A 12,373-nucleotide genomic window follows, 5' to 3' on the forward strand; every position below is an offset into this window, starting at 1 on the left:
CGCCGCAGGAAAACCACCAAAGCTCGCACTCGTCGCCATCGCCAGACGCATCGTCGTCACCGCAAACGCCCTCCTACGCGACAACGTCACCTTCCAAACCTGACCAGCCCTCAACACAGTTGCCGGCGATCATCCATCGCCCGTCGCTACCGGTCTTGGTGGCGAGGAGCACCCGGCCGCTGTCGCCCATCAGGCCGGCGAATTCCTGCAGGCGGCTGAAGCCGGCGCTGCCGTCGGTGACGATGGCGAGGAGGGCCGCCTGCGGCTGCTGCGGCGCTTGCGGCGTCGCATCCAGCATCCCCCGCGCCACGTCCGCATCGATGGATCGGGCCACCGCCTCGGTCATGAATTCGAGCTGCCCCCTGCGCTCGCCGAGCAGCGTGTCGGAGGCCGACCGGAAGACCGCATAGCTGATGAGCCCCACCGGCAGCGTGAGCAGCGCGAGGAGCGCGAACAGCACCCAGCTCCGGAACGCGAGGACCGGCCGGGCCTCGTCCGTGCCCTGGGCGGCAGCATGCAGCGCGAAATAGAGAAGGGCGGTCGTGACCGCGACGAACACGAACCCCTTGAGGGTGGAGAAAACGCCGAAGCCAATGGAGCCGCCGACGCTCTCGATGAAGCGGTCGGACAAGTAGACCCACAACAGCGCGCCGACCGCGTAGGCGATCGTCACGGACGCGATGTACGAGCGGCGTTTCATCGGCGCGCTTCTTTCCGAAGCCAGCATCCGTCCATAGCACATATCCGGAGCTGAAAGTGCGGCCGGGCTCGGGATTGCGTGTCCGCCCAGCAAAAAAATACGCCCCAGCAAGGGGGTACGGTACACCATCCATACGGTCGAGCCCCACGGCGCGGTGGGGCGGACCGGCTCAGGGGATGGGCGCGACCACGTTGTCGAAGCTGATGACGACGTCGGTCTGCTGCTGCTTGGAGGTCATGCGGATCGGCAGGCCGCTGTCCACCGCGATCCACACCCGCTGGGGATCGAACGCGGGGGCTCCCGGCATGGGCGGCGGCGTGTAGTCGTAGGCCACCGCATTCTTGCCCTGCACCGTCTCCGGGCCGACGCGTCGGCAGTCCTTGAGGCTGGAAGCGCCGGGAATGACCTTCTTCTGCATCTCCACGCGTCCACCCGGTCCAAGCGGCATCTTGGTCCACTTGGCCCCATGCTTGACGTACATGACATCGCCGACGATCACGGCCTCCATCAAGGGCGCGCCGGCCATCGCGGCCACCTGCCGGTAGGCCGGAACCTTGCTGAGCCGATCATAGGCGTCCGCCACGCTTTGGCAGTCATCGGCCCGCGCCGACGAGAGCGGCGCGACGAGACAACCCAGCACCAGGACCGCTGTGGCGGCGCGCATGACGTTTCCTTTCAGATTGGGCGCGCCAGCTTAGGCCTCACCATGCGGCTGCACAATCAACCGTCAGGAGGTGGGACATACCTGCCATGTCCCTACCACTGATAGCGCACCCCGCCCCGCGCGTTCGCCGCCGCGTAGCCTTCGCCGAACTTGAGACTGGCGGTGGTGAAGCCATTCCAGCCGTTGCCCTTGGCGAACACGTTGAAGCCGCCGCCGATCTCGCCGAAGGCGCCGTTGAAGTCGTCGGCGACGGTCAAAGGCAACCCGGGGTTGTAGATGGTCACCGTATTGTCCCCAAGGAACTCGTACCAGAGTCGCGCATTCAGATTGGCCTCGATGCGCAGCGACGCGTTGTCATAGACCGGCCCGCCCACGCGGGCGCCCAGGCCCACCCTCAGGCTGTCATTGCTGCCGAAGTCCGCCGCCGTGCCGGCGAGGAGCGGCAGGTTGTTGATGCGGGTAGAGACATAACTCAGCGTTGCAATGGGCTCGAAGAAGCCGGTGGCGCCGAGCTTCGCCCGGTATCCGGTGTCCAGCGTGAAGCCGAGGCTGGTCGCCCGCACGCTCTGCCCGTAGGCCGCCGGGCCGCCGAGCGTCGGCGCGGTGTAATCCATGGAGAGGATGTCGGCCTTGAACAGGCCGTCCACGAACCAGTTGCGGTTGAGGTAGGTGGCATAGGCCCCCACCGTGCCGCCGGAATAATTGGCGGAGGTCGGCGAGGCATCGAAGCCGAGCTGGGAGGTGACGTAGCCGCCCATGACGCCGAACATCACCGCATCCTTGCCGGACGCCGAGACATTGGTCTTGCCGAAGTCGGCGCCGGCGATGAAGCCGTAGGTGTCCTGCGCATAGCCCATGTCGTAGGTGTAGGCCGCGCCCGGCACCGTGGCGGTGGCGTTCGAGTCGCGCAGGCCCCAGCTACCCACGGCCTTGGCCCACACGCCCGGCGTCACGCTCTGCGATCCGGCGCCGGGGGCCTTGCCGACGACGCCGCCATTGCCCCCGTCGAGATAGGTGCGCAGGTCTGCCTGCCGGTCCAGCCAGCCGCCGCTGGTCTCGTACCAGATGCTCTGCGCGCCGGTGACGAGGCGCGGCAGCTCGTAGGCCTCCCGGTCGGGCACGCCGACGAGGTAGGTGTCGTTGCCGCGGGTCACGAGGTCGTAGAAGAACACGCCCTTGTCGATGACGCCGCCGAAGCGCGGATCGTAGCCGGCCGACTGGGAGGAGATGACGAAGCTCGCCTCCTGCGTGCCGTACTTCCCGTAGGAGACGGCATCGGGGTTCACCACCTCCACCACCATCATGCCCTTGGGATTGTAGCCCCCGGCGCTGCCGCTCACGTCGTTGATGACGATGGCCGTCTGCCCCTGCGTCGCCACCGTGCCGGCGGGCAACGGGTTGCCGTTGGCATCGAGGCCGCCCACCACCAGTCTGTCGGCGGTGGAGCCGGGGCCGCCCAGCCAGGCATCGATGCCGAGGCGGCTGTTGCCCTGCCCCACGAACACGCCGCTCACATAGGTCACGTCGCGGGCGCCGTTATAGGCGGTCTGGCCGGGCGTCTCGTCGATCATGGTGAGCAGCCCGGCATCCGTCGAAACGAGGCTGCCGTTGACGAAGGTTTCGAGGCCCGTGAACGTGGTGGTCTCCCCCTGCGCGCCGTTGAGGGCGGTGACGGTGAGGCCGACATTGTTCACCTGGTCGATGCCGCCGCCGAAGCTGTTGGCGCCCACCGTGACCCAGGTGTTGGAGCTTCGATTGTTGAAGGTGTCGTTGCCGTCGGAAAAGCTCACCCGGCCCACCACGGTGCCGTTGTTGGTGACGGTGGTGGAACCCGCATCTGCGCGCATCGCCACGCGCCCGGCGGCGCTGGCGAGGTCGCCATTGGCCGCGTAGGTCCAGGAGCTGACCAGCGAACCCGTGCCGACATCGATGGTGGTGCCGGTGCCGCTCGACACGCGGATCACCGCCTCGTCTTCCGATGCGCCCGAGCCGGACACCACGCTGAAGGCGCCGATGCCCACCGCGACGGTGCCCGTTCCGTCGGCGCGGATGCCGTTGCCGGTGCCCCCCTGCCCCGCATCCGCATAGACGCGCGCGCCGGTGCCGAGGGTGACGACGGTGGCGCCGCCGCCGCCCGCCAGCGTGCGGATGCCGGTGCCGCCGGAGAGGATGCGGACGCCGTCCGCGAGCGTCACCGTCACGTCGCCGGTGCCGCCCGTCTGTGCCGCGACGCCGGCGCCGGCGCTGGTGATGTCCGCGCCCACGTCGACCCGCGCCGCCCCCGCGCCGCCGGAGGTCGCTCCCACGCCGAAGCTGCCGCCCGCCGTGATCTTGCCGGCGACCGTGATCGTGGTCGCGCCGCCGGTGTTGAGGGCGAGGATGCCGGAGCCCGTCGCGTCGATCTCCGCCGTGTTCTTGACCGTCACCGTGCCCCCGGCGCCGGAGAGGCCGGCATCGATGCCGGTGGCGCCCGCCGTGACCTTGGCGTTGGTGGTGACGTTGACCGTTCCATTGTCGCCGGTGAGCGCGGCGAGGATGCCGGCGCCGCCCGCCTTCACGATGCCGTCCGTGGTGACGGTGACGCTCATGCCGGTGCCGGTGGCGCTGGCGTCGATGCCCTGCGCGCCGGAGGTGATGGCGCCGTTCGCCGTCGTCGTCACCGTGGCGGAGCCGCCGGCACCGGTGGAGACCGCGCGCACGCCGAAGCCCGAGACGGTGATGGCATTCTCCACCTTCACCTCGGTGGTCGCCGTGCCCGCCGCGGTGGCCGAAGCGTCGGCACCGCTGGCGCTGTCGGTGATGGCGCCGCGCAGGGTGAAGCGGCTCACGGCGTCGCCCGTGGTCGAGGTGGCGAGCCCCTTCACCGCCGTGCCGGTGCCGCCCTTCACGGTGGCATCGGTGGTGATGAGGGTGGTGGCGTTGCCCTTGGTGCTGGTGGTGTCGGCGACGATGCCGCCGACATTGCCCGTCACCGCGCCGGTGACGCCGATCTTGGTCTGGGTCGTCCCCTCCACCGAGGAGACGGCCGCGATGGCGGCGCCGCCGCTGCTGGAGACGGTGCCGGCGGTCGTCACGTCCACATAGCCGGAGGTGCCGGTCTTGTCGATGCGGATGCCGCCCACCGCGCCGGAGACCGAGGTGCCGGCCGCCGTCTCCACCACGATGTCGCCGCTGCTGCCCGCATCCGACGACACGCGCAGGCCGACGCTGGAGCCCTTCACCTCGGTGGTGCCGCCGAAATTCACAGCGACCTTGCCGCCCATCTGCTTCAGGAACACGCCATCCTGCGTGCCTTCAATGGATGCGCTGCCGGACGTGGTAAGCGTGATGGTGCCGGTGGCCTCGCCATAGAGGCCGAACCCGCCCGCCGCCGTGGACTTCGCCGTGCCGGAGAAGGTCTGGATGGAGAGGTCGCCGCCGGTGGCGTTGAAGAAGGCGCCGTATTGCCCGCCCGAAGCGCTGCCGCTGAAAATGTCGGCGGTGACGCTGCCGCCCAGCGTGCGCGCGAACACGCCCGCCCCGGTGCCGCCCGTCGCCGTACCGGAGAAGCCGGAGACAGTGATGTCCCCGCTGGTGCCCGCCTGCGCGAAGATGCCGTACTGCCCGCCCGAGGCGCTGGCGGCGAAATTCTTCACGCTGATGCCGCCGGTGTCGGTGAGCAGCATCACGCCGTTGGCGCCGCCGACGATGTTGGGCGACCCGGCGGAGCCACCGGTGAAATTGTCGGCGGTGATGGCGCCGCTGGTGGTGCGGCCATAGATGCCGTAGTCGCTGGTGCCCGTCGCGGTTCCGGAGAAGCCGGAGAAATTGACGCTCCCCGCCCCGGTCTGGGCGAAGATGCCGTATTGCCCGCCTTGGGCGCTGGAGCCGAAATTCTGGATGCTGATGGCGCCCGACGTGGACAGCGCCTGAAGGCCGGCTGCGCCGCCGGTGAGGAACGGCCCGCTGCCCGCGCCGGCCGCGAAATTGTCGGCGGTGATGGCGCCTGTCGTGGTCGAGAGCAGAAGGCCGCTGCCAGCCGTGCCCTTGACCGTGCCGCTGAAGCCGGAGGCATCGATGGCACCGGTGGTGGCGAAGGCGACAATGCCATTCTGGCTGCCCGTCGCGCTGCCGCTGAAGGTCTTCAGCGAGATGTCCCCGGTGGTGACCACCTGGGCGAAGATGCCGTTGGCGCTGGTGCTGTCCGCCGTGCCGCTGAAACCCGAGAGATCGACGGTGCCGGCATTGGCCTGGGCGAAGATGGCGTTCTGGCCCGCCGTCGCGCTGCCGCTGAAGTTGCGGATGTTGATGTCGCCCGTTCCGGTCACCTGTGCGAACACGCCGTTGGCGCCGGTGCCATCGGCACTGCCGGTGAAGCGGTCGATGGCGATGGTGCCGTTGACCGACTGGGCGAACAGGCCATTCTGGCCGCCGGTGGCGCTGCCGGCGAAATCGTTCACCGTGATGTTGCCGACGGCGATGAGGGTGAGGCCGTCCGAAGTCGTGCCCTTGAAAGTGCCGCCTTCGGCCGCGATGTCGATATTTCCGGTGGTGGAAGCGAGCACGCCGCTCGCCCCGCCGCTGAGGCTCGCGCCCGCCAGCACCCGCACGCTGGCGTCGGTGGCGGGCAGAAGCGTGAGGGCATAGCTGTCCGCCGTCACCGTGGCGCCGATGCCGGTGCCGGCCGCCTGCGAGATGGCGCCGCTCGAAATCAGCGAGATGCCGTCGGTGGTCGCCGTGAAGCTGCCGCCGATATTGTTCAGGATGATATCGCCGCCGCCGAGGCCGGAGCCGACGACCACCGAGATGGGTGCGGCCGCCGTGATACTCGTGTCGTTGGCTGTGGTGATGGTTATGGTGTTGTCCGTGACCACCGCCGCGGCCGAACTCGCGCCCGAGCAATCGAGCGCCGTGGGGTTGCCCACCGGTCCGGAGGTGACGCAGGCGCCGTAGGCGACCGTCGCCGGCATCAGGCCCGCGAGCACCGTGGCGAGCGCCGATCCCGAGAGAAGCGCGCGCATGAGGCGCGCGCGCCGATGGGTCCCGGTTACGACCCGGCCAGGTCTGTGCCCATGCGTGGCGCCGAACATGCGCTTGTCCTCCCTCCCGGTCCCGGACGCGCCCCCTTTAGCGCGGCACAAGGACTCCGGCGCACGTCCGCGCACGCGACCGGCCCGCCAGAGGGGCGCCGGTCGGCGACAGCGAAGCAGCCGTTTCGGGTGGGGACAGAATTTCCTATCATGGTTAACCTAGAGTTACGTAACGCAACAAATGCTCGCAAGGTCTTCCCGAAGCTCTCGCCGGCATTCTTCGCGCCCTGAGGGCTACACCCCTGAGGGCTACCCCCCTGAGGGCTACACCTGCCGCCACAGCAACGCGAGCAGCACCGCCGCGCCGAGCCACAAGGCGATCAGCGCCGAGAGCACCGCGCCCGCCCCGCCGGCCGTCAGCAGCTGCGCTGCACCGAGCGGCGCCAGCGCCTGCGCCAGCAAGGCCGGCCGGGCGAGGCGGCCGGCGAGGATGGGATAGCGCTCCGCCCCCAGCACGGCCAAAGGCACCGTGCCCTTGGAAATGGAGAAGATGCCGTTGCCGGCGCCGTAGGCCACCAGCGCCACCGCGACGATGGGAAAGCCCGCTGCCAGCAGCACCAGCCCCAGCCCCATGAGCGCCACCGCCCAGATCATCGTCCAGAGCGGATGGTGACGCCCGCCGGACGCCTGCTCGATGATGCGCGCGAAAACCTGCGCCGGGCCGATGAAGGCCCCGGCGGCCACCGCCTCGGCGAGGCTCAGGCCGCGCGACTGGAGCAGCGCCAGCACCTGAACCGACATGGCGGAGGCGATGGTGCCGATGAGGGTGACGATGCCGGCCATGAGCAGGAAGGAAATGCGCTCCCGCCCGCCCAGCACCACCGACCCGCCCCGCGCCGGCCGGCCGGTCTCCGCCCGCGGCGCGATCGCCGGCATGAAGGCCAGCACCAGCGGGATCGACACGAAGAGATGGAGGCCGGCATAGACGAGGCAGGTCGCCCGCCAGCCCAGATGCGCATCGAGGAAGGCGGTGATGGGCCAGCACACCGTGCTGGCGAAGCCGCCCCACAGGGTGAGCATGGTGATTGCCCGCCGTGCCCCAGCGCCATAGAGCCGGCCGAGGGCGGCGAAGGCGGCGTCATAGAGGCTCGCCGCCATGCCCGCGCCGGCGATGCACCAGCCCAGCATGAACATCGCCGGCCCCGGCGCCAGCGCCAGCAAGGCGAGGCCGCAGGCCAGCAGCGCGCATCCGCCCGCCAGCACGGGCCGCCCACCGCGGGCATCGATCAGCGCGCCCACCTTCGGCGAGACGAGTCCCGCCACCAGAAGCCCGACGGAGAGGCTGCCGACGATCCATTGCAGCGGCCAGCCGGTATCCTTGGAAATCGGCCCGGCCAGCACCGTGAGCAGATAAAAAGACGAGCCCCAGGTGAGGATCTGCACCACGCCCAGCGCGGCGATGACCGAACGGCCGGCGCCCTCCGTCCCGGCGGGTGAGGCGGCGCTCACCGCACGGCCGCGTCGAGGGCGAGCCGCGCCTCCAGCGCCTCGGCCGCTTCCTTGCGCTCGCTGTAGCGGTCGGTGAGATAGGGGGAGATGTCGCGCGTCAGCAGCGTGAACTTCACCAGCTCCTCCATCACGTCCACCACCCGGTCGTAAAAGGCGGAGGGCTTCATCCGGCCCGCCTCGTCGAACTCCTGATAGGCCTTGGCGACGGACGACTGGTTGGGAATGGTGAGCATGCGCATCCAGCGGCCGAGGATGCGCATCTGGTTCAAGGCGTTGAAGGATTGCGAGCCGCCGCACACCTGCATCACCGCCAGCGTGCGCCCCTGCGTGGGACGGATGGCGCCGAGGGCGAGGGGGATCCAGTCGATCTGCGCCTTCATCACCGCGCTCATGGCGCCGTGCCGCTCCGGGCTGCACCACACCTGCCCTTCGGACCACAAAGTGAGTTCGCGCAGCTCCGCCACCTTGGGGTGCTCCACCGGGGCGCCATCGGGCAGAGGCAGGCCATCCGCGTGGTAGACCCGCGTTTCCGCGCCGAGCCGCTTCAGCAGCCGCTCCGCCTCCAGCGTCAGCAGGCGGGAATAGGAGCGCTCGCGCAGCGAGCCGTAGAGCAGCAGGATGCGCGGCGGATGGCGCGACGGCACGGCGGGGAGCAGCCGGTCGAGGCTCGGGACGTGAAACAGGGCCTCGGTTACGTTGGGGAGGGTGTCGTCGGTCACGGGGGCGTCCTCGCCTGGGCTGGCTCCGGCGCTCTCATAGCAGGCCCGCGCACGGCTCACAGCATCGATCCGCTCCCGGCGGCGTTGCGCCGCGCGGGAGTATGTGCACGCGACGTGAGCAGCGTGAAAGTCAAAATATCATCAAAAGTACAAATACTGCGCACCATTAGACGGATCGTAAAATCACGTTCCAATCATTCTGCCGCGATCCGGAATATTCGATTGACGCCGCGCGCGGCCGCCCGAATATATCCCGAAGCCTTCACGGCCCCGCATCCGCTTCGCAACCGGGAGATTGCTATGGGTCTTCAGTCCATGGGCGATTTCAAATGGCCCGGCCTCATGCAGCCGGATGGGGCGCCCATCGCCCTCAATCGCGACGCCTTCATCGCCATCGATCGCTACAAGGACATCAGCTACGATCCGGTGTACCGGCCGCAGGCCCTCTATCACCGCGCGCTGGAAGGCCTTAACGCCAATAACGGCGCCTTCCTGCTGCAGGAGGTGGCGACCAATTTGCCCATCTACCGGGACGACACCGGGCCCACCGACTTCCACCTGCACCTGCCGCCCGGCGGCTTTCAGCTGGTGCTCGTCACCTCCGGCATGTTCACCTTCGACTATGACGGCAAGGTCCATTACGTGGGGCCAGGCGCGGCGATGCTGCAGAGCGCCATCGTGCACCGCCAGCTCTTCTACACATGGTCCGGCCTCTCCACCGAAGAGAATTTGAAGACGCCGCAGACCGTGGTGCCGGACCCTTTGTGCATGGGCTATTCCGGCAAGTTCCTCGAAGCCTTCATCACCGATCCCTCCACCTTCCCGAACCCCACCGTGGTCCGGCCGGACAAGATCCGCGAGGACGAGACGCCCCGCACCGCCTGGAAGCATCCGCTGCACAACCGGCCAAAGGGCGCGGGCTTCTGGGTTCAGGACCCGCTCGCCCTCGACGCGCTGTTCCGCCCCTACCCGGCCGATGCGCTGGGGCCGCTGGCCTCCCCCATGCCGGTGCATGTGCGTGACCTCGGCATCGAGGCGCCGAGCGGCCATCTCGTCATCGGCCACATCATCGCCACCGATCCGCGCGGCGGCGCGGTGCTGCCCAAGTCGGCGATGGCGGCCGATGCGGAAGGGCTCGCCAAGGGCGAAGTCGTGGTCTACCGCCTCATCCGCGGCACCGCAGGTTTCGCGGACGGCGCGGGCAAGACCATCGAACTGGCCACCGGCGATACCGTGACCGCCGGCAAGAGTGCCATCCGGCTTGCCGAGATCGGCGAGGACACGCAGATCCTGCGGCTCGGCCTCCTCAACGGCTTCGATGCCCTGAAGATGTGGACGCCCGGTCAGCGGGACGAGATCGACGCCCTCGCCGGCCGGATCATCACCCGCGCGGACCTGCGCAGCGACCGTCTCGCCGGCAGCCCGGTGGGCTATCTCTACGAATAGCGCAGGCGCCGCTCAGCCGAACATGCCGGCGACCATGGCGCGGTACCAGTCGGCATTTTCCTCAAGCTGGCGACGGCGCAGGGCCGGCGGCTCGCGGGCAGCTGAAACGGTGCCCTCCACCTCGCGGATGCGGCCGTCCTCCGGCCGGTAAAGCCCGCTCACCTTCACCGCGTCGTCGGCCGTGATGAGGCTCCAGCAGGTGCTGGCATAGCTGGCCGATGGGGCAGCCGCGCCGAACAGGCCGGCGAGCAGCGCCCGCGCCGCCACCTGCGCCTGGCTCCCGGCGGCGAACGCGGATTTCGGAATGTCGCCCCCAATGGCCGCATCGCCGATGACGAAGACGGCCGGGTCCAGCGCCGAGGCCATGGAGCCGGCGTCCACCGGGCACCAGCCCGATGCGTCCGCGAGCCCCGCCTGCCGCGCGATGGCGCCGGCCTTCTGCGCCGGGATCACGTTCACCAGCGCCGCCTCTTTATAGGTCTCGAAGCCGGTGACGACCGTGCCTGTCGCCGGGTCCACCGAGACGAGGCCGTCGGAGATGTCAGGCGCCATCCATTCCACCATGCCGGGATAGTGCCCCTCCCAGCCCTCCTGAAAGAGACCCTGCATGGAGAATTTCGGCTTCGGATCGACGATGACGATGCGCGCCCCGCCACGCCCGGTGCTCTTCAGGCGATGCGCCATCATGGAAGCGCGCTCGTAAGGCGCCGGGGGGCAGCGGAAGGGGTTGGGCGGGGCGGTGATGACGATGAGGCCGCCGTCGGGCACCTGATCCAGCCGCTCCTTCAGGAGGCGCAGCTGGGCGCCGCCCTTCCAGGCGTGGGGCATCGCCGTCTCGGCGGCACGGCTCCAGCCGGGCACGCTGTCATAGTCGAGATCGATGCCGGGGGAGAGGATGAGGCGGTCGTAGGGAAGGCGCCCGCCATCGGCGAGCCGCACCTCGCGCCGCTCCCGGTCGATGGCGTCGGCCCGTTGCGGCACGACGCGGACGCCGGCCCGCGCGAGGCCCTCATAGCCGAATTCCAGCGCGGCGAAATCGATGAGGCCGCCGAGCCAGAGGTTGGAGTGGAACACCGCCACGTAACGCGGCTCCGGCTCCACCAGCGTGACCTCCACCCGGCCATCGCGCAGCAGCGCCCGTGCGGCATTCGCCCCGCCGGCGCCGCCGCCCACGATCACCACGCGCGGCTTGCCCTGCGCGGCGACGTGCGGCGCGCAGAGCAGCGCCGCCGCCAGCGCCGAACCGCCCAGCAGCGCCCGCCGCGAGACGCCCGCGCGCGTCAGGCCCTCAAGCCCCATGTCGTCAGCCGACCTTGAGGTAGCCGAACCCCTTGCCCTGCAATGCGCCGGCGGTGGCGATGCCGGAGGGCACGAAGGCGATGAAGGCCTCATCGCGCGCCTTCTCCTTGGGCACATGGTTGCGCTCGAAGGTGTAGGCGCACAGGTAGACCTTCAGCCCGTTCTTGGCGAGGGCGGCAATCTTCTCGTTGAGCGTGGGATCGAGGGTTTCCTTCTCCCACATGGTGCCGTTGAGATTGTCGAGGAAGAATTTGATGCCGCCCGCATGGGCCACCATCACGATCTGCAGCGCGAAGGGATCGGCGCCGTAGGAGGCGTAATGGTTGTTGATGTTGTTCAGCGTCTGGGCGAACCGGGCATGGTCGCCATAGTCCACGTGATAGACGCAGGCGGTGTCCGCTTCCTTCTTGATGTCGGCGAGCTGGAGCGACTGCACGGCGGCGTGGGCCGACGTTGAGGCCGCGATCGGCGCGGCGCCTGCAAGCGCCATGGTGCCGAGGAAGGCCCGGCGGTCGAACTGGGGCATGGTTTCCTCTCCCGTCATCGGCGTCTGGCGCGCCGTGTGCTTCGGACTGTGCCACCCGCCGCCCCCGCTCCGCAACGGCGCGGCGGGCCGGCGCGCGAACTACTTCTTCGAGCCGTCCGGCTTGAACTGGGCGAGGAAGGCGATGAGATCGGCGCGCTCCTGCTCGTTCTTGACGCCGGCGAAGGCCATCTTGCCCTTGGGCGCGAGGTGCTTGGGATTCTCGATGTAGTCGCTGAGGGTCGCCTCGTCCCACACCTTGCCGGCGGCGGCGCCGTCCTTGATGTCCTGGGAATAGGAATAGCCCTCGAAATGCGCCCATTTGGCGCCGACGATGCCATTGAGGGGCGGGCCGACCTTCACCTTCGCGTCAGGGCCGACCGCATGGCAAGCCATGCACTTCTTGAACACGGTCTCGCCCTTGGCGATGTCCGGGTCGGCGTGCGCCGGGGCAGCGGCGACGCCGAGCAGGAGGGCGACCATCACGGGGATGCGCACGATCCT

9 protein-coding genes and 1 pseudogene are annotated in these 12,373 nt (G+C 69.2%); 2 read left to right on the forward strand and 8 right to left on the reverse strand.

Features of this window, described 5'->3' with window-relative positions; all coding sequences use genetic code 11:
- Positions 1–103, forward strand: a pseudogene (locus EJ105_RS16605) (IS110 family transposase); the annotation flags it as partial.
- Here EJ105_RS16605 and EJ105_RS16610 read toward each other — a convergent pair.
- The 5 genes from EJ105_RS16610 to arsH all read right to left on the reverse strand — a co-directional run bounded on the left by EJ105_RS16610 (position 74) and on the right by arsH (position 8,601).
- Positions 74–829, reverse strand: coding sequence for a hypothetical protein (locus EJ105_RS16610; RefSeq protein WP_250167212.1), 756 nt, complete (start codon positions 827–829; stop codon positions 74–76). The pseudogene EJ105_RS16605 and the gene EJ105_RS16610 sit on opposite strands and share 30 nt — an antisense overlap.
- Before the next feature lie 40 nt (positions 830–869).
- Positions 870–1,364: a hypothetical protein gene (locus tag EJ105_RS16615; protein WP_029555564.1), complete on the reverse strand. Its 495-nt coding sequence runs from the start codon at positions 1,362–1,364 to the stop codon at positions 870–872.
- Between the two features lie 92 nt (positions 1,365–1,456).
- Positions 1,457–6,364: a beta strand repeat-containing protein gene (locus tag EJ105_RS16620; protein WP_250167213.1), complete on the reverse strand. Its 4,908-nt coding sequence runs from the start codon at positions 6,362–6,364 to the stop codon at positions 1,457–1,459.
- 333 nt (positions 6,365–6,697) lie between these two features.
- Positions 6,698–7,882 (reverse strand): MFS transporter, encoded by a 1,185-nt coding sequence (locus tag EJ105_RS16625; RefSeq protein WP_250167214.1) that lies wholly within the window; start codon positions 7,880–7,882, stop codon positions 6,698–6,700.
- Positions 7,879–8,601, reverse strand: coding sequence for an arsenical resistance protein ArsH (gene arsH / locus EJ105_RS16630; RefSeq protein ID WP_347881327.1), 723 nt, complete (start codon positions 8,599–8,601; stop codon positions 7,879–7,881). Before arsH ends, EJ105_RS16625 begins: the two co-directional genes overlap by 4 nt.
- Before the next feature lie 300 nt (positions 8,602–8,901).
- Here arsH and EJ105_RS16635 point away from each other — a divergent pair, with 300 nt between their 5' ends.
- Positions 8,902–10,047, forward strand: coding sequence for a cupin domain-containing protein (locus EJ105_RS16635; protein ID WP_250167215.1), 1,146 nt, complete (start codon positions 8,902–8,904; stop codon positions 10,045–10,047).
- Positions 10,048–10,059: 12 nt separating this feature from the next.
- Here EJ105_RS16635 and EJ105_RS16640 read toward each other — a convergent pair whose 3' ends face one another.
- The 3 genes from EJ105_RS16640 to EJ105_RS16650 all read right to left on the reverse strand — a co-directional run bounded on the left by EJ105_RS16640 (position 10,060) and on the right by EJ105_RS16650 (position 12,352).
- The gene (locus EJ105_RS16640; protein WP_250167216.1) at positions 10,060–11,346 is read right to left on the reverse strand and encodes an NAD(P)/FAD-dependent oxidoreductase; all 1,287 of its coding nucleotides are present in this window, start codon (positions 11,344–11,346) and stop codon (positions 10,060–10,062) included.
- Positions 11,347–11,350: 4 nt separating this feature from the next.
- Positions 11,351–11,872 (reverse strand): DsrE family protein, encoded by a 522-nt coding sequence (locus EJ105_RS16645; protein ID WP_029555570.1) that lies wholly within the window; start codon positions 11,870–11,872, stop codon positions 11,351–11,353.
- Positions 11,873–11,971: 99 nt separating this feature from the next.
- The gene (locus tag EJ105_RS16650; RefSeq protein ID WP_250167343.1) at positions 11,972–12,352 is read right to left on the reverse strand and encodes a c-type cytochrome; all 381 of its coding nucleotides are present in this window, start codon (positions 12,350–12,352) and stop codon (positions 11,972–11,974) included.
- Between the last annotated feature and the right edge of the window lie 21 nt (positions 12,353–12,373).

The organism is Xanthobacter aminoxidans (assembly GCF_023571765.1).
Taxonomy (GTDB): Bacteria; Pseudomonadota; Alphaproteobacteria; order Rhizobiales; family Xanthobacteraceae; genus Xanthobacter; species Xanthobacter aminoxidans.

Excerpts from the sequence above, each read along its gene's own strand:
- EJ105_RS16610 (WP_250167212.1), bottom strand. The coding sequence starts at position 829 with ATGGTGTACCGTACCCCCTTGCTGGGGCGTATTTTTTTGCTGGGCGGA.
- EJ105_RS16615 (WP_029555564.1), bottom strand. The coding sequence starts at position 1,364 with ATGCGCGCCGCCACAGCGGTCCTGGTGCTGGGTTGTCTCGTCGCGCCG.
- EJ105_RS16620 (WP_250167213.1), bottom strand. The coding sequence starts at position 6,364 with ATGCGCGCGCTTCTCTCGGGATCGGCGCTCGCCACGGTGCTCGCGGGC.
- EJ105_RS16635 (WP_250167215.1), top strand. The coding sequence starts at position 8,902 with ATGGGTCTTCAGTCCATGGGCGATTTCAAATGGCCCGGCCTCATGCAG.
- EJ105_RS16640 (WP_250167216.1), bottom strand. The coding sequence starts at position 11,346 with ATGGGGCTTGAGGGCCTGACGCGCGCGGGCGTCTCGCGGCGGGCGCTG.
- EJ105_RS16645 (WP_029555570.1), bottom strand. The coding sequence starts at position 11,872 with ATGCCCCAGTTCGACCGCCGGGCCTTCCTCGGCACCATGGCGCTTGCA.
- EJ105_RS16650 (WP_250167343.1), bottom strand. The coding sequence starts at position 12,352 with ATGGTCGCCCTCCTGCTCGGCGTCGCCGCTGCCCCGGCGCACGCCGAC.